Source organism: Rhodococcus sp. Chr-9, from assembly GCF_000801125.1.
Classification (GTDB): domain Bacteria; phylum Actinomycetota; class Actinomycetes; order Mycobacteriales; family Mycobacteriaceae; genus Rhodococcus; species Rhodococcus pyridinivorans.
On sequence record NZ_JTIZ01000050.1, the window covers coordinates 1 to 21199 of the forward strand.

The 21199-nt window shown below is 68.4% G+C and carries 16 protein-coding genes, 1 rRNA gene, 2 pseudogenes and 1 riboswitch; of the genes and pseudogenes, 12 read left to right on the forward strand and 7 right to left on the reverse strand.

Going from position 1 to position 21199, the window contains the following annotated elements:
- Positions 1–111: 111 nt before the first annotated feature.
- Together rrf and QR64_RS06005 are read left to right on the forward strand one after the other, a co-directional pair.
- Positions 112–228: ribosomal RNA gene (rrf, locus tag QR64_RS06000) — 5S ribosomal RNA — on the forward strand.
- Between the two features lie 143 nt (positions 229–371).
- Positions 372–902 (forward strand): putative immunity protein, encoded by a 531-nt coding sequence (locus QR64_RS06005; protein ID WP_039584535.1) that lies wholly within the window; start codon positions 372–374, stop codon positions 900–902.
- Here QR64_RS06005 and QR64_RS06010 read toward each other — a convergent pair.
- The gene (locus QR64_RS06010; protein WP_039584523.1) at positions 899–2278 is read right to left on the reverse strand and encodes a M1 family metallopeptidase; all 1380 of its coding nucleotides are present in this window, start codon (positions 2276–2278) and stop codon (positions 899–901) included. The two genes, QR64_RS06005 and QR64_RS06010, sit on opposite strands and share 4 nt — an antisense overlap.
- Complete coding sequence (locus QR64_RS06015; protein ID WP_039584524.1) at positions 2245–6150, reverse strand: Pls/PosA family non-ribosomal peptide synthetase; 3906 nt, start codon at positions 6148–6150, stop codon at positions 2245–2247. The genes QR64_RS06010 and QR64_RS06015 overlap by 34 nt, the downstream gene beginning before the upstream one ends.
- A 165-nt stretch (positions 6151–6315) precedes the next feature.
- Positions 6316–6433, forward strand: a riboswitch (SAM riboswitch).
- 68 nt (positions 6434–6501) lie between these two features.
- Between QR64_RS06015 and QR64_RS27605 the strand changes: the two genes are divergently transcribed.
- The 3 genes and pseudogenes from QR64_RS27605 to QR64_RS06025 all read left to right on the forward strand — a co-directional run.
- The coding region (locus QR64_RS27605) for an aminotransferase class V-fold PLP-dependent enzyme (protein ID WP_235367026.1) at positions 6502–7213 on the forward strand (712 nt) is incomplete at its 3' end.
- 1 nt (position 7214) lies between these two features.
- Positions 7215–7762 (forward strand): annotated as a pseudogene (locus QR64_RS28810) (aminotransferase class V-fold PLP-dependent enzyme); the annotation flags it as partial.
- 208 nt (positions 7763–7970) lie between these two features.
- Positions 7971–8588 carry an LLM class flavin-dependent oxidoreductase gene (locus tag QR64_RS06025; RefSeq protein WP_084222288.1) on the forward strand — a complete coding sequence of 206 codons (618 nt, stop codon included), beginning with the start codon at positions 7971–7973 and terminating at the stop codon, positions 8586–8588.
- 62 nt (positions 8589–8650) lie between these two features.
- Here QR64_RS06025 and QR64_RS06030 read toward each other — a convergent pair whose 3' ends face one another.
- From QR64_RS06030 to QR64_RS06040, 3 genes are all read right to left on the reverse strand, one after another.
- Positions 8651–9181, reverse strand: a complete 531-nt coding sequence (locus tag QR64_RS06030; RefSeq protein WP_006550528.1) for a winged helix-turn-helix domain-containing protein — start codon at positions 9179–9181, stop codon at positions 8651–8653.
- Positions 9182–9399: 218 nt separating this feature from the next.
- On the reverse strand, positions 9400–9873 hold the full coding sequence (locus QR64_RS06035; protein ID WP_006550527.1) for a YbaK/EbsC family protein: 474 nt from the start codon (positions 9871–9873) through the stop codon (positions 9400–9402).
- Between the two features lie 104 nt (positions 9874–9977).
- A complete protein-coding gene (locus tag QR64_RS06040; protein ID WP_039584525.1) occupies positions 9978–11186 on the reverse strand; it encodes an RNA-guided endonuclease InsQ/TnpB family protein in 1209 nt (402 codons plus the stop codon).
- A 117-nt stretch (positions 11187–11303) separates the two neighbouring features.
- Between QR64_RS06040 and QR64_RS06045 the strand changes: the two genes are divergently transcribed.
- On the forward strand, positions 11304–12134 hold the full coding sequence (locus QR64_RS06045) for a crotonase/enoyl-CoA hydratase family protein (protein WP_033096936.1): 831 nt from the start codon (positions 11304–11306) through the stop codon (positions 12132–12134).
- 68 nt (positions 12135–12202) lie between these two features.
- On the opposite strand, the gene QR64_RS06050 is transcribed toward QR64_RS06045, so the two are convergent.
- Both QR64_RS06050 and QR64_RS06055 read right to left on the reverse strand, forming a co-directional pair.
- Complete coding sequence (locus tag QR64_RS06050; protein WP_006550524.1) at positions 12203–12694, reverse strand: inorganic diphosphatase; 492 nt, start codon at positions 12692–12694, stop codon at positions 12203–12205.
- A 191-nt stretch (positions 12695–12885) separates the two neighbouring features.
- On the reverse strand, positions 12886–14142 hold the full coding sequence (locus tag QR64_RS06055) for an IS701 family transposase (protein WP_039584526.1): 1257 nt from the start codon (positions 14140–14142) through the stop codon (positions 12886–12888).
- A 248-nt stretch (positions 14143–14390) separates the two neighbouring features.
- Here QR64_RS06055 and dacB point away from each other — a divergent pair, with 248 nt between their 5' ends.
- The 6 genes and pseudogenes from dacB to ftsH all read left to right on the forward strand — a co-directional run bounded on the left by dacB (position 14391) and on the right by ftsH (position 21161).
- Positions 14391–15734, forward strand: a complete 1344-nt coding sequence (gene dacB / locus QR64_RS06060; RefSeq protein WP_052227210.1) for a D-alanyl-D-alanine carboxypeptidase/D-alanyl-D-alanine-endopeptidase — start codon at positions 14391–14393, stop codon at positions 15732–15734.
- Positions 15731–16780 carry a zinc-dependent metalloprotease gene (locus tag QR64_RS06065; protein WP_033096982.1) on the forward strand — a complete coding sequence of 350 codons (1050 nt, stop codon included), beginning with the start codon at positions 15731–15733 and terminating at the stop codon, positions 16778–16780. Before dacB ends, QR64_RS06065 begins: the two co-directional genes overlap by 4 nt.
- A partial coding sequence (tilS, locus tag QR64_RS06070; protein WP_235367028.1) for a tRNA lysidine(34) synthetase TilS occupies positions 16756–17573 on the forward strand: 818 nt, incomplete at its 3' end. The genes QR64_RS06065 and tilS, both read left to right, overlap by 25 nt.
- Before the next feature lies 1 nt (position 17574).
- Positions 17575–17784, forward strand: a pseudogene (locus QR64_RS27615) (tRNA(Ile)-lysidine synthetase); the annotation flags it as partial.
- 12 nt (positions 17785–17796) lie between these two features.
- Complete coding sequence (gene hpt / locus QR64_RS06075; RefSeq protein ID WP_006550520.1) at positions 17797–18351, forward strand: hypoxanthine phosphoribosyltransferase; 555 nt, start codon at positions 17797–17799, stop codon at positions 18349–18351.
- 251 nt (positions 18352–18602) lie between these two features.
- Positions 18603–21161 carry an ATP-dependent zinc metalloprotease FtsH gene (gene ftsH, locus QR64_RS06080; protein ID WP_019290199.1) on the forward strand — a complete coding sequence of 853 codons (2559 nt, stop codon included), beginning with the start codon at positions 18603–18605 and terminating at the stop codon, positions 21159–21161.
- The last annotated feature ends 38 nt before the right edge of the window (positions 21162–21199 follow it).

Consider the following 21199-nt stretch of genomic DNA (forward strand, 5'->3'; position numbering starts at 1 on the left):
GAAGATGTTACGCGTCCACTGTGCGGTATCTGAAACAACACACACATCAGATATCGAAGCCCGACACGGGTTTTCGATACTCCTGATGCGTGGACTATTGTTTCATAGAGTTACGGCGGTCATAGCGACAGGGAAACGCCCGGTCCCATTCCGAACCCGGAAGCTAAGCCTGTCTGCGCCGATGGTACTGCACTCGACAGGGTGTGGGAGAGTAGGACACCGCCGAACACCCGTTACCGAAGACCCCCAACATTGTTGGGGGTCTTCGGCTTTGAGGAGGGGAGCCGCTTTCGCGGGTCCCCTTTTTTCGTACGCGGACATTCGGTCGGGCTATGCTCGGATACGTGGGGCGGAACGGGCCGGCGACAAGCGTGACCGGTGATTTCGAACTCACCATGGACGAACTGCGGGCGGTCGTCCGATACGTGACGGAGAGTGCACAGGACGTGCTTCCCGTCTTCGAGGAATCCGTGCCCGAGGACCGTCGTCCACGTTCAGCACTCGATGCGGCGCGAGAATTCGTCGACGGTGCGCGACGAACGAGACTCCAGCGCGTCGCCGCCCTGGATGCCCACCGAGCTGCGAAGGATGCACCGACGGAAGCGGCTTCCCTCGCCGCGCGGTGTGCCGGCGATGCCGCCGCGGCTGCCTATCTGCACCCGATCGCGAAGGCCACTCAGGTCGGGCACATCCTGCGTACCGCTGCGAGTGTCGCTCGCATCGCCGAACTCCGTGCGGGCGGAGACCCGACGGCAGCTGAGGACTCGCTCGACGACGCCCGGCGCCGTGCGACCCCCGTGGTGGTCGACGTCCTGTCCAGATATCCGATCGCCCCTACCTCGAGAAGTCGTGTCGGACAGTTGATGAGCGTACTGGATGCATCTCTGCGCCCTCGGAACTAGGCGGTCGGTGCCGGGGGAAGCTCTCGCGTGCTCAACCACGCCTCCCACAGCGGCCGGAGCGAGACGTCCGAGAAACGTGCGGCGAGATCCTTGAACTGCGCCGTCGTCACGTTGCCGTGCCGGTGTTCCGCGGTCCACGTCCGTAGGAGGGTGAGGAACGGCTCGTCGCCGAGCTGCACTCGCAGGGCGTGCAAAGTCAGTGCTCCGCGCTTGTAGATGCGGTCGTCGAACATGTCCTTCGGGCCCGGATCCTCGAGCAGGATGTCCTGCGGCTTGTGGGCCAGACCCCGGTGGGCGTCGAGCGCATGTGCATGCGCCGACCTGCCGCCCGAGTTCTCCGACCACAACCACTCCGCGTAGCACGCGAATCCTTCGTGGAGCCAGATGTCGCACCAACGGTTCAGCGTGAGGCTGTTGCCGAACCACTGGTGCGCCAACTCGTGTGCGACGAGCCGTTCCTCGCGGCCGGTGCCGTCGCAGAAGTTCGCGCCGAAGATCGACAATCCCTGTGCTTCGAGGGGGATCTCGAGGTCGTCGTCGGTCACCAGAGCGGTGTAGTGCGCGAACGGGTACGGGCCGAACAGGCGCGTGAACAACTCGAGCATCTCGGTCTGGCGAGCGAAGTCCCGATCGAACGCCGCGCGCAACCGAGGCGGATGGATGCCGTACTGGGGCACGGGTTCGTTTGAGAGGGTGCGTATCTCGTAGTGCCCGGTCTGGACCGTGGCGAGATAGGTCGCCATGGGTTCGGGTTGCTCGTAGACGCGGGTGGTGCGACTCGCCTTCGTGGTCTTGTGCACGAGGGTGCCGTTCGCGATCGCGACGAACGGAGCGTCGGTGGTGACCGCGATGCGGTAGGTGGCTTTCGAACCGGGATGGTCGTCGCAGGGGAACCAGGTGGGTGCGCCGTTGGGCTGACTCGCGACGAGCGAACCCTCGTCGAGTTCTTCCCAGCCGACCTCACCCCACATGGTCCGCAGTGGGGTGGGGGTTCCCGAGTACTGCACACCGAAGACGAGGACCGCCCCGGCAGGGAGTTTCTCGGCGGGGGTGACGGTGAGCTTGCCGCCACGATGCGCGAACTTGGCGGGACGTCGCCCGTTGACGGTCACCTTCGTGACTCGCATCGACTGCGCGAGATCGAGCGAATACTTGGCGCGCACGTCCGTAGTCGTGGCGATGATCTTCGCCCGGCCGTCGAGCCGATTGGACACGACCTTGTAGGTGAGTTCGAGTTCGTAGCGGGAGGCCCGGTAGCCGCGGTTCCCGCTCTCGGGCAGATAAGGGTCGAGCGGCCGGTCCGCGGCGACCGGCGCGACGGGCTTGGCGGCTTTGATGGGCTTCACCGCGGCGACCAGTCGTTCGGCGTGGTCCACGGCGTGATCGGATTGCCCTGCCAGCGAGTGGACGGCGGGACGACGTCGCCGCGCATCACCAGCGAGGCCGGGCCGACGGTGGCACCGTCGCCGATGCCCGAGGCGGGCAACGCGACGCATTGGGGGCCGAGCGTGGCGCCGGCGCCGAGGGTCACGGTGTCCATGGACATGATCCGATCATGGAACAGGTGGGTCTGTACAACGCAACCGCGTTCGACGGTCGCACCGTCGCCCAGGGACACCAGGTCGGCCTCGGGCAGCCAGTAGCTCTCGCACCACACACCGCGCCCGATCCTCGACCCCAGCGCGCGCAGCCACAGGTTCATCACGGCGGTGCCCGCCGCGGCCCGGGCGAACCACGGTGCCGCCACGGTCTCCACGAAGGTGTCGGAGACCTCGTTGCGCCACACGAACGAACTCCACAGCGGGTGCTCGACGCGTCCGATCCGACCGACGACGAGCCATTTCGCGATCACGGTCACGAGGCACGCCACGGCTCCGGCCACCATGAGCACGAGACCGCCCAGCAGCGCAGCGGCGAGATAGCCCCAGTGCACGGCGAGGGTGTTGAGTGCGAAGAGCACACCGAGCCCGATGCCGTAGGTGACGACCATGGGCACGAGCCGGAAGGTCTCCACCGCGCCGCGCGCGATCTTCAGTTTCAGCGGCGGTGCGAAGGTGCGGCTCGCGTCGCTGTCACCGCTTGCGCGCCGCAGGCGCACCGGGGGACTGCCCAGCCACGACGAGCCGGATTTCGCCTTCTCCGGAGCCGCGGAGAGCACCGCGACGAGCCCGTGCTTCGGGACGCGCCGACCCGGCGCCGCCATACCCGAGTTGCCGAGGAAGGCACGCTTGCCGACCTTCGCATGCGAGATGTACAGCCACCCGCCGCCGAGTTCGTAGGAGGCGACCATCGTGTCGTCGGCGAGGAACGCTCCATCGGAGACCTTGGTGAACTTGGGAACCATCAGCACGGTCGACGCCTCGACGTCCTTACCGATGTCGGCGCCGAGCAATCGGAGCCAGATCGGGGTGAGCATCGACGCGTAGAGCGGGAACAGGAAGGTGCGCGAGGAGTCCATGAGGCGCTCGGTGAACCACACCTGCCAGCCCACGCGGCTGCGTACGGGATGCCAGCCCTCGGTCATCCCGACGGCAAGCAGTCGCACCGCCATCAGGGTGAGCAGGGCGAAGACGAACATCGTCAGCAGCGCCGCGACGGGCAGCATCGCCAGGGAGTGCACCACGGCGTCGGAGACGGTGGGGGTGTCGTGCACCCACCACACGAGCAGCGCGACCCCGGCGGCGATCGAGACGACGGGCAGACCGCCGAGCAGGATCGACGACAGCGCGTAGACCGGCACCCACCTGCCGCCCCGCGGCGGAGTCGCGGCGGGCCACGGCCGGTCGGCCTTGCCGGCCTTGCGGGCGGGGGAACCCGACCAGTTCTGCCCGGCCTTCACGCGACCGAACACCGCGGATCCGGCCTCCACTTCGGCGTCCTTACCGATCCGCGCACCGGGGGCCAGGAACGATCGGGCGCCCACCGTGGCACCGGCACCGATCCGGATGCTTCCGATGTGGACGACGTCGCCGTCCACCCAGTAGCCACCGAGATCCACCTCCGGCTCGACGGCACAACCGTCGCCGAGTTCGAGGAGGCCAGTGACGGGCGGAAGACTGTGCAGGTCGACGTCGCGGCCCACCTTCGCTCCCAGCGCCCGCGCGTACTGGCGCATCCAGGGAGCGCTCGAGATGTTCACGGCACCCACGGCCTCGGACAGTCGCAGGGCCGTCCACAGCCGGAGGTGGACGCTCCCGCCGCGGGGGTAGCTTCCGGGCTTCATGCCGCGCAGGAGCAGACGCGAACCCGCGACGGAGATCGCCATGCGTCCGACGGGCGTGAGGAACAGCAGGACACCGAACGCGACCCACCACCACGACAGGGTGACGGTCCACGGCACGTCCACGACGAACGCGACGACGTTGTTCAGGATCGCCAGCCACGTCACCCACTGCAGTCCGGTGAGGGTGGTGAGGACGGCCGTCACCGCGATCTGCCCGAGCTGGGCGAGTCGCGGCACCGGCATCACCTCACGCGGTGTCGCCGCTTCCGTCGGCGCGAGTTCGTCGAGATAGACGGCGAGCGATCCGAGCCTCGGGTGGTCGTACAGTTCCGCGACCGTCATCTCCGGATACCGGCTCCGCAGCGCCGTGACGAGTTGCGCCGCCGCGAGGGAACCACCGCCGAGTTCGAAGAAGTCGTCGTCGACGCCCTCGATCCGGGCGCCGAGGATGTCGGTCCACAGTTCGGCGACCCATTCGGCGGTGGGATCGAGACCGAGTGCTTCCACCGAGTCGGCATCGGCGCCGGGCAGCGGCCACGGCAGGGCGTTGCGGTCGACCTTGCCGGACGTGCGGGTGGGCAGTTCGTCGACGAGCGCGAGTCGCGGGACGAGCGCGGCCGGGAGTTGTTCGGACAGCAGGTCGTGGGCCGACGCGATGTCGAAGTCCGGATCGGTGGAGGCGAGGTATCCCACGAGGATCGAATGTCCCGCGGCCGTCTTGCGGACCGCGCACGCACCGCCCGCCACGCCGGGCAGGTTCTGCAGTGCGTTGTCGACCTCGCCGAGTTCGATGCGGCGGCCACCGATCTTGACCTGGTCGTCGGCGCGTCCCTGGAACAGCAGACCGGCGCGGTCGAGCGTCACGAGATCACCGCTGCGGTAGGCGCGGTCCCAGCCGAGCGTGGGCATCGGAGCGTACTTCTCGGCGTCCTTCGCCGGATCGAGGTAGCGCGCGAGGCCGACACCACCGATGACGAGTTCACCGGTCGCGCCCTCCTCGACGGGGTTGCCGTCGGCGTCCACGACGGCGAGATCCCATCCGTCGAGGGGCAGGCCGATGCGGACCGGTCCGGTGCCGTCCATCAGCGACGCGCAGGCCACGACCGTCGCCTCCGTGGGGCCGTAGGTGTTCCACACCTCGCGTCCCGGAACCGCGAGACGTTCGACGAGATCGGGTGGGCAGGCCTCGCCACCGAAGATGAGCAAACGCACCGCCTCGAGGGCTTCGGCCGGCCACATCGCCGCGAGGGTGGGCACCGTGGAGACGACGTTGATGTTGCGCGAGACGAGCCACGGCCCGAGGTCCATGCCGGAGCGGACGAGCGCGCGGGGCGCCGGAACCAGGCAGGCGCCGTGCCGCCAGGCGAGCCACATCTCCTCGCACGAGGCGTCGAACGCCACGGACAGCCCGGCCAGGACCCGGTCGCCGGGACCGAGCGGCTCCCCTTGGCAGAACATTCGCGCTTCCGCGTCGACGAAGGCCGCCGCATTGCGGTGGGTGACGGCGACACCCTTCGGTGTTCCGGTTGAACCGGAGGTGAAGATGATCCACGCGTCGTCATCGAGGTTCGGGCCCCGCACCACCGGGGTGCCCGACGGCGCGGCCGTGCCCGGTCCGATGCCCTCGTCCGTGACGATGGCGGTGACCTGCGCTTCCGAGAACACGAGTTCGGCCCGCTCGTCGGGATCGTCGGCGTCGACGGGGACGTACGCGGCGCCCGCGGCGAGAATGGAGAGAATCGTCACATACAGGTCGCTGCGCCCGGAGGTCATGCGGACCCCGACCCTGTCGCCGGCCCCGACGCCCGCGTCGTTCAGCGCATACGCACCGGCGATCACCGCCTCGACCAGTTCGGCGTATTCGAGGACCGTCGCGCCGTCGTCGATCGCGGGGGCGTCGGGATGTGCTTCGGCAGTACTCCGCAGCAGGTCGACGAGGGTGCGGGCGGGTGGAGCGTGCGACGCGCGGAGGAACTCGTCGGGGATGGGGGACCGGCCGACGGGGGTCGAGGTTATGGCTGGCAATTCCGCGGGTCCTTCTGCTCGATGGTGCTTCCGGTTATCTCACGTCCGGGTGGACGGCAGGTGAACGTTCGGCGCGCAGAACGCGTGTCGGCGTCGTGCGGTGCCGGGCGACGCGGAGCTGTGCGGGGTTGACACGGCCCGGTCGTCCTGCCATTCTCTTCGCCAGGTCATGAGTACCAGCGTCAAGCCCCGGCTAGCTGGTCGGCAACCCTCCAACCGCGGTGGGGTGCTCCGGGTGACGACCGGGCCGTGAATCCACTACCGGACACGGCAAGCGCGGACTCCGCTGGCGACGAGAATTCTCCGTCGTAGGCGTCACCGGCGGGTCCCCGAGTACACAAGGGATTTGTCATGACTGCTGTAGCCACCACCACCTGCATCGCTCCCTTTGCCACCGTTTCCGGCTGTGACGTGCAGGTTCCGCTCGTCCAGGGGGGTACCTGCACCTATGCGAACTTCGACTACGCGGCGAGCGCACCGGCGCTGTCCGCCGTCACCGACCGCATCACCGAGCTGCTGCCCTTCTATGCGAGCGTGCACCGCGGCGCCGGATACGCTTCGCGGATCAGCACCACCGCCTACGAGGACGCCCGCTCCTCCGTGTCGCGCTTCGTCGGCGCGGCCGACGACCAGGTCGTTGTCTTCACGCGCAACACCACCGATTCGCTGAACCTGCTCGCGAGTGCGGTGCCCGGCGATGTCGTGGTGCTCGACATCGAGCACCATGCGAATCTGCTGCCCTGGAAGAACTCTCGCATCGTCGAGGCTGCGGACACCGTCTCCGAGACGGTATGGCGTCTCGCGGTCGAACTGCAGCGCGCACCCGCGGCCCTGCTCGCCGTCACCGGTGCTTCCAACGTCACCGGTGAGGTCCTGCCGATCGCCGAACTCGCCGAGCTCGCACACGCTTCCGGTGCCCGGATCCTCGTCGACGGTGCGCAGCTCGTGCCCCATCGCCGTGTCGATCTCGTCGAGCTCGGTGTGGACTACCTCGCCTTCTCCGGCCACAAGCTGTACGCGCCGTTCGGTGCGGGAGTGCTCGTCGGCCGCCGAGACTGGCTCCNATCACACCGAATGGTCCTGCGCCCCTGCGCGTCACGAGGCCGGCACCCCCAACGTGCTCGGCGTCGCCGCCCTTGCCGCCGCGTGCGATGCGCTCGCCGGTTTCGACGCCGACGCGGTGATCCGTCACGAGGAGGCCCTGTGCGCCCTGCTCGTCGAGGGTCTGCAGGCCATCGACGGCGTGGAAGTGCTTCGGCTGTGGAACGATTCGGCCGACAGTGTCGGGATCGTCACCTTCACGGTCGACGGCTACGAGCCCGGCCACGTCGCCTCCTATCTGTCCGCCGAGTACGGCATCGGCGTCCGTGACGGACGCTTCTGCGCCCACCCGCTGCTCGCGCGGGTCGGTCGTGCCGGCGGAGCCGTCCGGGCGTCGCTCGGACTCGGCAGCTCGTCCGACGATGTCGAGCGGCTCCTCGGAGCGCTCCGGTTGCTGGTCGAGAACGGGCCGACGTGGGTGCACGCGAAGACCGCCGGCGTGTGGAACCCCTCGCCGGAGACGCGTCCCGGCCTCGGAGCGACCGACGGCGACGCATCTCCGTGCGTCTAGCGGTCGACAATTCCCCATAGGATCAGTAGGGTAATTCGCATGGGACGGACGAGGACGATCGCTGCGGCACGCTGGTGCCGTCGCCATGTCGACCTCTGCCGTACGGTATCGGGAATCTGTCCGGACTGAAGGTCTTCTCCCTCACAGTCTTCCGGCTCACAGGCCGATCCCTCCGTGCCGCTCCGCGGCCCGTACCGAGAGGTATCCCATGTCCGTCGCATCCACCGTCACCCCTGTATCCGCAGACCCGGCCGTCGTCGAGTCCGCCGCGATCCGGCCGTTGCGCGTCGCCGTCGAACTCACCGGTCACTCCGGGCCCGACTACTGGGCCGACCTGACTCTGGGACGTGTCGGCGACCCGCCGCTCGACCTCAGCGCCGATGTATCCAACGTCGTGCGGGTGCGTGCCGCCGACCTGCGTGAAGCCGGGAAACTGCGCGACCGCATCCGCGCAGAGGCCGCCGAGGAGGGCCGCGATCCCGATTCGGTCACGGTGCTCGTCGACGTCGAGATCGTCCTCGCCTCCGATGCCCGCACCGCCCGTACCCGGCGCACCCGCCCGGAATCGACTCGCGGGGAGGCAGGCACGCTGTCCTATGTCGGAACGCCGCACGGTCTCGCCGGGCTGATGGCGGACATCCATGCCGTGCAGGTCGCCGACGGCGTCACGCTGATCCCGCTCGCCGCGCCGTTCACCGTCGAGCATCTCGTCGACGGAACGCTGCCGTGGCTGGAGTCGCGCGGCCTCGTCGAGGTCTCGCCGACCGTCGTCGAGGTCCTGCGCCGGTTCGGTGAGGGCGCTCGGACATCCGTGCGCGCTTCCTGACACGCAACGGTATTGCGAAGGAGGGGCAGGAGTTTCGACTCCTGCCCCTCCTTCGCATGCGTTCACGCCGTACGGCGGTCGAGTGATTCGACGACGTGTACGCGCGGATCGGGATCGAACCGGTAGCCCGACCCGCGGACAGTGGTGATGATGTTGCCGAAACGTCCCAACTTGGAACGGATCCGGGAGACATGGACGTCGACACTGCGGTTGCCGCGGTCGGTGTCGAAGTCGTCGTTCTCCGAGTATCCGGCGCCGAGCGGCCTCAATGCTGCGCGGGACACCACGACGCGGGGCCGACGCACCAAGTGCGCGAGGATCTCGAATTCGCTGTGACTCAACTCGACCCGCTGATTGTCGAGCACCAGCCCCCGGGCCGGCAGATCGATGACCAGAGGGGTCGGGCCGGGGCTGAGAAGAGTGTGGGTGCGCGCACCCGGGAGCAGATCGAGCGCGGTCTCCCGCAGAGCATCGGCGAGGGCGGCGAGATCGCCCGCCGACCCGGCGTTCGTGTCCGAGATCTGCACGATGAGAACGAGTTCGGGGGAATCGACCGAGCTGCCGGCCGGGTTCTCGATGGAGGACGTGGTCATGGAAGGGCTCCGCTGGTCGGAAGGTGAACGGCGCCGGGCGGGCAACTACCCGCAGCAGTGCGGCGCCGGAAAAGAGGAAGGGATGGTGCGGATCTCAGAACGCACAGAGGCACGAGCGGGTACGACACAGGTCGACATGCCTGCGGCTCCACGCTCGGACTGTCACGACGGAAAGTGTACCCGGATGGAGATGCCGGTGTACCGGTAGGTGGACGGTCTCAGTCCACGTCGACGTCGATCGCCGCGGTGATGCGCATGAGCTCCGAATAGACGGTCCGGAACAGTGTGTTCGGGCATCCACCCGACGCCCACAGATCCGGGTGGAGCTGCAGCGCACGGTCGATGTAGGTGGGCAGGTTCGTGGGATGACCGAGCGGTGCGACGCCACCGAGCGGCTGGCCGGTGACCTCCGTGACCAGGTCGGAGGAGGCCGGCACGAGTTCGCCACCGAGCCGCTCGCCGGTCCGCTCGACCGACACGCGATGCGCCCCGGACACCAACAGCAGGATCGGGTCGTCATCGAGCAGGAAGACGAGCGACTTCACGATCGCGCCCACCTCGACACCGACCGCGGCGGCGGCCTGCTCAGCGGTGTGCACGGTCTCCGGCTGCTGGACGATCAGACCGTGATGGCCGCGGGCGATGAGCGTGTCCGAGACGCGGTGGGCATTCGGATGCAGCGACCTGGTCATGGATCAAGAGTAGGAAAATCGCCGCCGGATGGGCGCGGTTCCGAGGACGCGTCGTCGTCGTGTCGTGTCGTGGGGTGGCTCGATACAGTCCGTACGTAAACAAGTTACCCTTCGGTATTAACGCCTCTCCTGCCAGAAGGCAGGAGATTCCCGGCTCGGACCGCAACCGAACCACCCAGGAGGTGATCCGCCTGTCTGACGTCGTCGACACCGGTGTGGCCACGCTCCGCCACAGCCAGAATCACTCTGGCAGCGTTCCGGTCCCGGCATGCGCTGTAGTCGCAGGCCGAGCATCGGAAGGTTCGTTCGCCGAGTTCGAGGCGTTGCTTGGCTCTCGCGAAACATCTCGAACACGTCATCGTCGTGTATGCGGGCCGTACCAGCACCACCTTCCGGCCGGCCCGCGTGCCCTGCTCGGCGAGTTCGCGCTTCGCAGCGCCGATCGCGGCGTCCGCCGCTTTCCTCGCCATCGTGGATCGGGCGAGGAGCTGGGGGCGGAAATCCTCCACGGCGATCAGTGCGTGGTGTGCGACCACTCCGCGCGCCCACATCCGTGCCTCGTGCTGGTTCCGCCGAGCGGCCTTCTTCTGCACCTGCGACGCACGTTTGCGGGCTCGCCGGTATCCGTTGGACGGTCGGCTTCCCTTGGGTCTGCGTCGGCGAGCCATGGTTCGTTGCGCCTTCGCCAGCTCCGCCGCGCAACGCTTGCGATGACCCCGGTGCGGCAGGTCGAACCGCTCGTCGGTGGTGGTCGCCGTGTGGGTCACTCCCCAATCGACACCGATCGCCGAACCAGGCGGCGCCGGAGCCGGAGGTTCGGTGCTGCGGGTGACGACGAACGACGCGTACCAATCTCCGACCGAGTCGCGGGTGATGCGCACACTCGACGGTTCGGATGGCAGTTTCCGCGACCACACCACCGGAATTGTGACGCCCTTCGGCAAGCGCAATCGGCCTTCCTGGATCCGGAAGCTGCGACGGGTGTACTCGAGAGTCGGCGACGTTGCCTTCCGGGACTTGAACTTCGGGCGGTTGCGTCCTTTCACCGCGAACGACGAGTCGAGCGCACGAGCGTAGGTCCGCAACGTCTGTTGTTGAGCGACCTGGGAGCCGGCCCGCAACCACGCCGATCGTCTGCGCGTCTCGGTCAGCTGTTTGCTCAGCTTCCCGGAAGTGGGTCGTGCGCCCGTCTTCTGGAGGTGCACGGCTTCGTTCCACAGGAACCTGCAGCGATGCCATTCGTCGAGCAGCGCACGTTCGGCGTTGCTGCCCGCACGCAACCGGAAGTTGTAACGCACAACCTCGACCCCCATGCCCGGGCACGCTATCGACGCCCACCGACAGATTCCGTCGTCACCATCACAAGCCCGACCCTGGAAGGAGGACGGCGGTTCTCATCCTTGTGAGGGCCGAGAGCCGCCGAACACACAATGTCCGATCTCTCGCCTTGGAAAGCGTTCACCGTCGAACGCAAGGATCACGTCGCACAGGTCACGCTCATCGGCCCCGGCAAGGGCAACGCCATGGGCCCCGACTTCTGGGCGGAATTGCCCGTCCTGTTCGGTGAGCTCGACGCCGACCCCGAGGTCCGCGCCGTCGTCCTCGCCGGTTCCGGCCGGAACTTCTCCTACGGCCTCGACCTCGTCGCCATGGGCGGCAGCCTCGGCGCCGTCGTCTCCGGCAAGGCGCTCGCGAAGCCGCGCACGGACTTCCACACGTTGATCAAGAACATGCAGGCGGCCATCACGGCCGTCGCCGACTGCCGCAAGCCGGTCGTCGCCGCGGTCCAGGGCTGGTGCATCGGCGGAGCGGTCGACCTCATCTCCGCCGCCGACATCCGCTACGCGAGCGCCGACGCGAAGTTCAGCGTCCGCGAGGTCAAGGTCGGAATGGTCGCCGACGTCGGCACCCTCGCCCGGCTCCCGCTCATCATCGGCGACGGTCACGTCCGCGAGCTCGCGCTCACGGGCAAGGACATCGACGCCGCCCGCGCCGAGAAGATCGGTCTCGTCAACGACGTCCACGACGACGCCGATGCAGTGCTGGCCGCCGCTCACGCGACCGCCGCGGAGATCGCCGCCAACCCGCCGCTCGTCGTCCAGGGCATCAAGAACGTCCTCGACCACACGCGCTCGCCGCAGGTCGACGACAGCCTCCGCTACGTCGCGGCGTGGAACGCGGCGTTCCTGCCGTCGGAGGACCTCACCGAGGCGATCACCGCCGTCTTCGAGAAGCGCCCGCCGCAGTTCAAGGGCGAATAGACCCCGCAAACGACGGATCCCCCGGACGATCGCATCGTCCGGGGGATCCGCGTTGTACAGGCTCGGTGTCAGTGCCCGCCGTTGTTCTTCAGGCGCTCGACCGACGCGGTCACCTCGGCCTCGGCCTCGGCGCGACCGACCCAGTCGGCGGCCTCGACGTGCTTGCCCGGCTCGAGATCCTTGTAGTGCACGAAGAAGTGCTTGATGGCGTCGAGCTCGAACTGCGAGACGTCGCTGATGTCCTGGACGTGATCCCACCGCGGGTCGCCGGCCGGGACGGCCAGGATCTTGTCGTCGCCACCGGCCTCGTCGACCATCTTGAACATGCCGACGGGGCGGGCCTCGACGATCACGCCGGGGAAGACCGACTCGGGCAGCAGGACCATGCAGTCGAGCGGATCGCCGTCCTCACCGAGGGTGTTCTCGATGTAGCCGTAGTCGGCCGGGTAGCCGAACGAGGTGTACAGGTAACGATCGAGCTTGACGCGTCCGGTCTCGTGATCGACCTCGTACTTGTTCCGCTGTCCCTTGGGGATCTCGATGGTGACCTCGAACTCCACGCCTTGCCTCACTTCGTCGGTGTTTTTCCGGCGGATACGACATCCGTATCTGCGGTGATGGTCCGCAGAGAGGATAACGGTCGCGGCGCTAGTAGGACTTTGTTAGGTCGGGAAGGTGTGGTGGCAGGTCGGGCAGGTACCGATCCAATAGGCCAGTGCGCGTTGGAGTTCGCGCACGATGCCGTAGAGGGTCAGTCCCGCCCGGTCGCTTTTGGGTCGGTCAGTCGCAGTGACGTCAGGAACAGGTGCGCGGCGGTGACGAGGGTGACGTGATGGTGCCAGCCGAGCCAGGAACGCCCTTCGAAATGATCGAGTCCGAGACCGGTTTTCAGTTCCCGGTAGTCGTGTTCGATGCGCCAACGGATCTTGGCCAGGCGCACCAACTCCGACAGCGGGGTGTCATCAGGCAGGGTGGCGAGCCAGAAGTCGGTAGGGGCGGCCGTTCCGATCGGCCATTCGGCGAGCAGCCAGGCCTGCGGCAGCACACCGTCCTCATCGCGGGGAATCGTGCGGTTGGCCGGGCGTATGCGCAGCGCCACGAAGCGTGAGCGCATCGCCGCGGCCGGATTGGCCGGGCCGGTCTTGGTGCCGCAGCGCCAGTTGATCTCGGTCAGTGCTTCGACGCCTGCCCCCAAGACGAGATCTTTGCAGGTCACCGCCGCCGGGTAGCGCCGGGTCGGCGGCCGCCCGCGCCCGGAATACGCGGCGGCGACCGGCACCGCATCACCCGGGTGGGCGAGGGTCGCGCCCTTGACCGCCACGACGTAGACCAGGTCGCGGTCGGTCAGACCCTGACGGAAGGTGGCCGAGTCACCGTAGCCGGCGTCGGCGACGATCACCGGCGGGGTCCGGCCCCACGAGATCAGCTCGTCGAGCATCTCGAGAGCCATGACCGCCTTGGAGCGGTACCGCTCCTCGTCCGGGATCGCATTGCGTCGCCGGCGAGCGGTGATCACCGCGGCCGTCTCCGGATCGTCGCACCGCTGATCGTCCCAGCTCTCGGGCAGATACAGCCGCCAATCCAACGGCGCGGACGCGGAATCGGTGGCGGCGTGCACACTGACCGCGACCTGGCAGTTCCCGACCTTGCCCAAGGTGCCCGAATACTGCCGGGCCACGCATGGGGAGGCGTCGCCGTCCTTGGCGAATCCGGTGTCGTCGATCACCCACGCATCCGGGACGATCAGATCACACGCCCTGCGGGACAGCGTTTTCCGGACCGGTACCGGATCCCATGGTGAGGTGGTGACGAACTGCTGCAGGCGTTGGTGATCGATCCCGAGCCGGTCGGCCATCGGTTGCATCGACTTGCGGCGCCCGTCGAGCATCAATCCCCGCGCATATACCCCTGCCGTTGCTCGCTGGTCCTTGCGTTTGAGCGAGGAGAACACCTCGTCGACGAACACGTCGAGACGTTCACCGACATCGATCAGGGCTGCGGCATCCACCCGGTCATCGTCTCGGACATCCCGCCGAAACTCGAGGCCCCGCAACAAGAAGTGGTGAACCTAACAAAGTACTACTAGGCTGGAGGTGCAGGTACCGGGGCCCCGAGTGCGTCACAGCAGTGTGCGGCCGGCAGCGGGAAGTGCGGGTAGCTGGTCGACCAGTGTGTGCAGGATGCAGCGGAGGCGTGTTGACGGGGCAGGGCGGCAACAAGAAGCAGGGTTCACTGGCAACCAGGCGACGACGGAACATGAAGATCCTCTTCGGGATCTGGGGAGCGGGTTTCCTCGCTCTCGTCGTGGGCGGAGCCTTCGCGATCTACGACGTGCGGGCGTCCGCCGGCGCGGTCGTGCTCCCCGCACCGGCACCGGTGATCGCGACCCCCGCGGTCGCCGCGGTCTCGCCCGACGCTCCGACGCCCGACCCGACCTCGCTGGCGGCGGCACTCGACCAGGCGGTGAACAATCCCGGCCTCGGTGACTTCGCCGGGTCGATCACCGACCCCACGACCGGCACGGTGCTGTGGTCGAAGGACGCCGATCGCGCGCTGATCCCGGCCTCCACCACGAAGATCCTCACCGCCGCGGCCGCCATGCTCGTGCTGCCCTCCGATCATCGGATCACCACGCGTGTCGTCGAGGGTTCGAAGCCGGGGGAGATCGTCCTCATCGCGGGTGGCGACCCCACCCTCTCGGCGATGCCGCCCGGCGAGGAGAGCTTCTACCCCGGTGGTCCCCGCATCGCCGACCTCGCCGAACAGATCCGGCGCAGCGGCACGACGGTCGAGACGGTCCTCGTCGACACGAGTCTGTACAGCGGGGATCCGCTCGCGCCGGGCTGGTTTCCCGAGGACGTCGGCGACGGTTACGTCGCACCCATCGAACCGGTGATGCTCGACGGCGCCCGGTCGAACCCACTCGAGGACGAATCGCCTCGCAGCGCTACGCCTGCCCTGGACGCCGGTCGTGCACTGGCGACGGCGCTCGGTGCCGACCCCGCGCGGGTAGCGCTCGGATCCGCCTCACCCGGTGCGGCGCCCATGGCGTCGGTCCAGTCGGCGCCACTCACTGTGCGTCTCGGTCAGATGCTGCGCCGATCCGACAACGTCCTCGCGGAGACCATCGGACGGGAGGTCGCCGTCGCGACGGGCAACGAGCACTCGTTCGAGGGCACGACGAAGGCGGTGACCGGTACCCTGCAGCAAGCGGGTCTGGACGTCACCGGTGTGACGTTGCGCGACGTCAGCGGGCTCTCGGTCGAGAACCGGATCCCTGCTCGTACGCTCGATCGCGTGATCTCCGAGGCGGCCGGACCGAACAGGACGGAGCTGCGGCCCATGCTCGACTATCTTCCCGTCGCCGGAGCGACCGGCACGCTCGCCGACCGCTACGGCACCACGACCCGTGCCGGAGCCGGATGGGTGCGGGCGAAGACCGGCACTCTGACCGAGGTCAACGGACTCACGGGATACACCGTCGACTCCGACGGCCGCGTGCTGTCGTTCGCTCTGCTGTCCAACGGCCGGTCCCCGAGCGAGGCTCGGCCCGCCCTCGACGCCGTGGCGTCGGTACTGCGTGAGTGCGGTTGCCGATGACCGGCAAGGAGCGGGCACTCGGCGACGCGATCGACTGGTCGTTCGCGGCCGGGGTCGGCGTGCGCCTCACCCGCTCCGAACCCGCGATGTCGCGGTACACCCGCGATGCGGTGCAGGACGAGTTGTTCTCGGCCGCCGCGCGCGCCGAGGGACCGGTGCGCGAGCACACGCGTCTCGACGACGGAACCGAGCCGCCGCCCGCGCAGGTCGTCGACCGGCCGGGCTGGGTACGTGCGGCCGCGGCGTCGATGGCCGACCTCACCGCGACCTCGGGCGAGGATCCGGCCGGCTCCTCCCTCCGCTGGGTGGGCAAACCGGCGGGCGCGCAGGCCGGCGCGATGCTCGCCTACCTGTCGTCCGCGGTGCTCGGACAGTACGACCCGTTCTCTCGTTCGCTGCTGCTCGTCGCGCCCAACGTCGTCGCGGTCGAACGCGCCCTGAAGGTGCCGCCCGCCGACTTCCGGCTGTGGGTGTGCCTGCACGAGGTGACCCACCGCGTGCAGTTCGCACAGGCACCGTGGATGGCCGAGCTGATGCGCGAGGCCGCCGCCGACCTCGCCACCGCGGTCGACGAACCGATGGGCGACGTCGCGACCCGCGTGGTGTCGGCGGTGAAGGACCTGCGTACTCCCGGCGACAAGGCGATGTCGGAGCGGGGCATGCTCGGTGTCGTGCGGGCGCTGCAGGCACAGTCTCAGCGCGAGTCGTTCGATCGGATCCTCGCGCTCGGAACGCTGCTCGAAGGCCACGCCGATCATGTAATGGACGGTGTCGGCCCGGCCGTGGTTCCGTCGGTCGCGCGGATCCGGCGGGCGTTCGACAACCGGCGGCACCGCAACAGCAGCCCGGTGCATCGCCTCATCCGGCTCGTCCTCGGCATGGACGCCAAGATGGCCCAGTACGTGCACGGCAAGAAGTTCGTCGACGCCGTCGTCGCGAAGGTCGGCACGGACGACTTCAACGCCGTGTGGTCCGGTCCGGACGCCCTGCCCACCCTGACGGAGATCGACCATCCCGATGCGTGGATCGCGCGGGTGCTGAGCTGATCGTGGCTTCACCGTCCAACGATCGTCCGCTGCTGCCCGAAGCCCCGGCGATCCACGAGGTGCGCCTCGCCGTGCGGGCCTGGCTGGGCGCGCACCCGGCCGACGCGGTGACCGTCGCGTTGTCGGGCGGGGCCGATTCCGCCGCCCTGACCGCCGCTGCCGTCGCGGAGACCGAGGCGGTGCACGCCGTCGTCGTCGATCATCGCCTCCAGTCCGGTTCCGAGGTCGTCGCCGCGCGGGCCGCGGAGTTCGCCCGGGCCCGCGGCTGCGCGACCGTCATGGTGGTCGGTGTGGACGTCACCGGTGGGGGAGGCCTCGAGGCCGCCGCGCGCGCGGCCCGCTACCGGGCGCTCGACGAGAACCGCGACGACCGGACCGTGTTGCTCGGGCACACCCTCGACGACCAGGCCGAGACGGTGCTGCTCGGTCTCGGCCGCGGATCGGGGCTGCGTTCGATCCGCGGGATGGCACCCTTCGACCCGCCGTGGGGCCGGCCGCTGCTCGGCGTGCGCCGCGACACGACCCGCCGGGCGTGCGACGAACTCGGCTACCGCCCGTACGAGGATCCGCACAACACCGACGACCGGTTCACGCGCGTGCGTCTGCGCCGTGAGGTACTGCCGCTGCTCGAGGACGTGCTCGGTGGGGGCGTCGCCGAAGCCCTCGCGCGCACGGCCGGGCAACTACAGGACGACGGCCACGCCCTCGATGTCTGGGCCGGCGACCTGCTCGCGACAGCGCGGCGCGAGGACGACCTGCTCGACACCGACACTCTCGCGGCGGCTCCCGCCGCNTCGTGGCTGATCGATCACACCGTCACGCCGAACGAGACGATGCTGCGGACGGTCGACGATCTGGTAGCGGCGTGGCGCGGACAGGGCCCGGTCGCTGTCGGACGGGGCCCGCGGACGGGGACGAGGTTGGTGGTGTCGCGTCGGCGTGGCACGCTTGCCGTGGAGTACGTCGACCGGGCGAAGGTCCGGGCGACCGGCAGCAGAAGGTAGGGAAGGACCCCGGTGTACGAGAACGACATAGCGTCGGTGCTGATCTCCGAAGAACAGATCAAGGAGCGGACCGCAGAGCTGGCGCAGTCGGTCGCCGAGCGTTACCCGGTGGGTGCGCCGGAAGGCGATCTGCTGCTCATCGGGGTGCTCAAGGGCGCCATCTTCTTCATGACCGACTTCGCGCGCGCTCTGCCGATCCCGACGCAGATGGAGTTCATGGCCGTAAGTTCGTACGGGTCGTCGACCTCGTCCTCGGGTGTCGTGCGCATCCTCAAGGACCTCGACAAGGACATCGCCGGTCGCAACGTCCTCATCGTCGAGGACATCATCGACTCGGGTCTGACGCTGTCGTGGCTGCTCAAGAACCTCTCGACGCGCAACCCCGCGTCGCTCGAGGTCGTCACGCTGCTCCGCAAGCCGGAGGCCGTGAAGATCGACGTCGAGGTCAAGGACGTCGGATTCGACATCCCGGACGAGTTCGTCGTCGGCTACGGACTCGACTACGACGAGCGCTACCGCGACCTGCCCTACATCGGCACGCTGGATCCCAAGGTCTACAGCAGCTGACCTCCGGTCGAGCCGCGTCGTGAGGTCCCCGGCTCGGGGAACTCCGGTTCCGTCCCGATCGTTGTCGATTACGACGTCTTCCCGGTGTCGGCTCCGGCCGGTGCCGGGGCGACCGCTCGTTGCTACGCGGTAACCTTGCGTTGCTTGGTCAGTGACCGTCGCGGCGTGCGGCCACCCCGGGCGCGAAGCGCCGCGACTGCGAGACCCCGACGAACTCGATCGAAAGGACCGGCCGCTCGGGCCGAACCTGTATGAACCGCAAGACAGTGTTCCGTAATCTGGCGATCGTCGCCGGCATTCTGCTGGTGATCTACGCCTTCAGTTACTTCGGCGACGACACGCGCGGTTTCACCCAGGTGGACACGTCCGTCGCGGTGTCCCAACTCGAATCGCAGAACGTCAGCGAAGCCCGCATCGACGACCGCGAACAGCAGGTGCGTCTGTGGCTCGAGAACGGCAACGACGCGACCGAGGGCAGCACCGAGATCATCGCGAAGTACCCCGCGTCGGCCTCCGAACAGATCTTCGACCTGGTCGCCGCGTCGGGCGCGCAGAAGTACGACACGAGCGTCACCCAGGAGAGCTGGCTGACCTCGATCCTCATCTTCGTCCTGCCGATGATCATCCTGCTCGGCGTGTTCTTCTTCGTGATGAGCCGCATGCAGGGCGGTGGTCGCGGCGGCATGATGGGCTTCGGCAAGTCGAAGGCCAAGCAGCTGTCGAAGGACATGCCCAAGACGACCTTCGCCGATGTCGCCGGCGCCAACGAGGCCGTCGAGGAGCTCTACGAGATCAAGGACTTCCTGCAGAACCCGGCGCGCTACCAGGCGCTCGGCGCGAAGATCCCCAAGGGCGTACTGCTCTACGGTCCTCCCGGCACCGGTAAGACCCTCCTCGCGCGTGCCGTCGCCGGCGAGGCGGGCGTCCCGTTCTTCACGATCTCCGGTTCGGACTTCGTCGAGATGTTCGTCGGTGTCGGCGCCTCCCGCGTGCGCGATCTGTTCGAGCAGGCCAAGCAGAGCGCTCCCTGCATCATCTTCGTCGATGAGATCGACGCGGTCGGCCGCCAGCGCGGCGCCGGCCTCGGCGGTGGTCACGACGAGCGTGAGCAGACCCTCAACCAGCTGCTCGTCGAGATGGACGGCTTCGGCGACCGCTCCGGCATCATCGTGATGGCCGCGACGAACCGCCCCGACATCCTCGACCCGGCACTGCTGCGTCCCGGCCGTTTCGACCGTCAGATCCCGGTGACGAACCCCGACCTCGCCGGTCGCCGGGCGATCCTCGCCGTTCACTCGAAGGGCAAGCCGATCGATCCCAACGCGGATCTCGGTGCGCTCGCCAAGCGCACGGTGGGCATGTCCGGTGCCGACCTCGCGAACGTCGTCAACGAGGCCGCGCTGCTCACCGCCCGTGAGAACGGCACGGTGATCACCGAGGCGATCCTCGAGGAATCGGTCGACCGTGTCATCGGCGGTCCCCGCCGCAAGAGCCGCATCATCAGCGAGCACGAGAAGAAGATCACGGCCTACCACGAGGGTGGTCACACCCTCGCCGCGTGGGCGATGCCCGACATCGAGCCGGTTTACAAGGTCACCATCCTCGCCCGCGGCCGCACCGGCGGTCACGCGATGACGGTGCCCGAGGACGACAAGGGCCTGATGACGCGTTCGGAGATGATCGCGCGCCTCGTCATGGCGATGGGCGGTCGTGCCGCGGAGGAACTCGTCTTCCGCGAGCCCACCACCGGCGCCTCGTCCGACATCGACCAGGCCACGAAGATCGCGCGCGCGATGGTCACCGAGTACGGCATGAGCGCGAAGCTCGGCGCCGTCCGCTACGGCCAGGAGCAGGGCGACCCCTTCCTCGGCCGGTCGATGGGTGTGCAGTCCGACTACTCGCACGAAGTGGCACGCGAGATCGACGAGGAGGTCCGCAACCTCATCGAGGCCGCGCACACCGAGGCGTGGGCGATCCTCAACGAGTACCGCGACGCCCTCGACGTGTTGGCGGGCGAGCTGCTCGAGCACGAGACGCTGACCCGCAAGGATCTCGACCGGATCCTGGCCGACGTGAAGAAGCGTCCGCGGATCACGACCTTCAACGATTTCGGTGATCGGGTCCCGTCCGACAAGCCGCCGATCAAGACGCCCGCCGAGCTCGCGGCCGAGCGTGGCGAGCCGTGGCCGCCGGAACCGCCGTCGCTGACGAAGCCGGCGCATCAGCACCCGCAGTATCCGGGCCAGGGCGAGGCGCCCGCTCCCGCCGGCTACCAGCCCGGCGCGCAGCCGCAGTACCAGCCGGCGAACGGCTACCCCCAGCCCCAACAGCAGCCGCAACCCCAACAGCAGTCGCAGCCGGTCCCGGCCTCCGAGCCGCTTCCGGGCTTCCAGCCGACGGCTCCGTATCCGGGTGGTCCGCGGCACGCGACGCGTCCGGACTACGGTGCTCCCGCCGGATGGTCGGCTCCCGGCTGGCCACCGCGCGAGCAGACCCCGCAGGAACAGCAGGGTCACGGGCCGCAGGGCCCCGGACAGCCTCAGGGATACGGATATCCGCAGGGCCATCAGGGGCAGAACCCCCAGAGCTACGGACAGCCCAGCTACGGACAACAGGCCCAGGAAACGCAGAGTTTCGGGCGTCCGCAGGAGCCGCAGGACGCCGACCGTCCGTCGGACTCCGGCGAAGACGGTGCGGCAGATGCGCACCGTGGTGAGAACCACGTGGGAGACTCGCAACCGCGCGATGGTTACGGCGCTCCCGAACCCCCTCCCACACAGCGGTGGGAAGGCCCGGCCGGCCGGCACTGATCCGTGTCGGTGAGTCGGTACGGGGCGCGCATCGGGGC

Bases quoted from the DNA above. Each gene is read 5' to 3' on its own strand.
- QR64_RS06025 (WP_084222288.1), top strand. From the start codon at position 7,971: ATGTCCGTCGCATCCACCGTCACCCCTGTATCCGCAGACCCGGCCGTC.
- QR64_RS06030 (WP_006550528.1), bottom strand. From the start codon at position 9,181: ATGACCACGTCCTCCATCGAGAACCCGGCCGGCAGCTCGGTCGATTCC.
- QR64_RS06035 (WP_006550527.1), bottom strand. From the start codon at position 9,873: ATGACCAGGTCGCTGCATCCGAATGCCCACCGCGTCTCGGACACGCTC.
- QR64_RS06040 (WP_039584525.1), bottom strand. From the start codon at position 11,186: ATGGGGGTCGAGGTTGTGCGTTACAACTTCCGGTTGCGTGCGGGCAGC.
- QR64_RS06045 (WP_033096936.1), top strand. From the start codon at position 11,304: ATGTCCGATCTCTCGCCTTGGAAAGCGTTCACCGTCGAACGCAAGGAT.
- dacB (WP_052227210.1), top strand. From the start codon at position 14,391: ATGAAGATCCTCTTCGGGATCTGGGGAGCGGGTTTCCTCGCTCTCGTC.
- QR64_RS06065 (WP_033096982.1), top strand. From the start codon at position 15,731: ATGACCGGCAAGGAGCGGGCACTCGGCGACGCGATCGACTGGTCGTTC.
- ftsH (WP_019290199.1), top strand. From the start codon at position 18,603: ATGAACCGCAAGACAGTGTTCCGTAATCTGGCGATCGTCGCCGGCATT.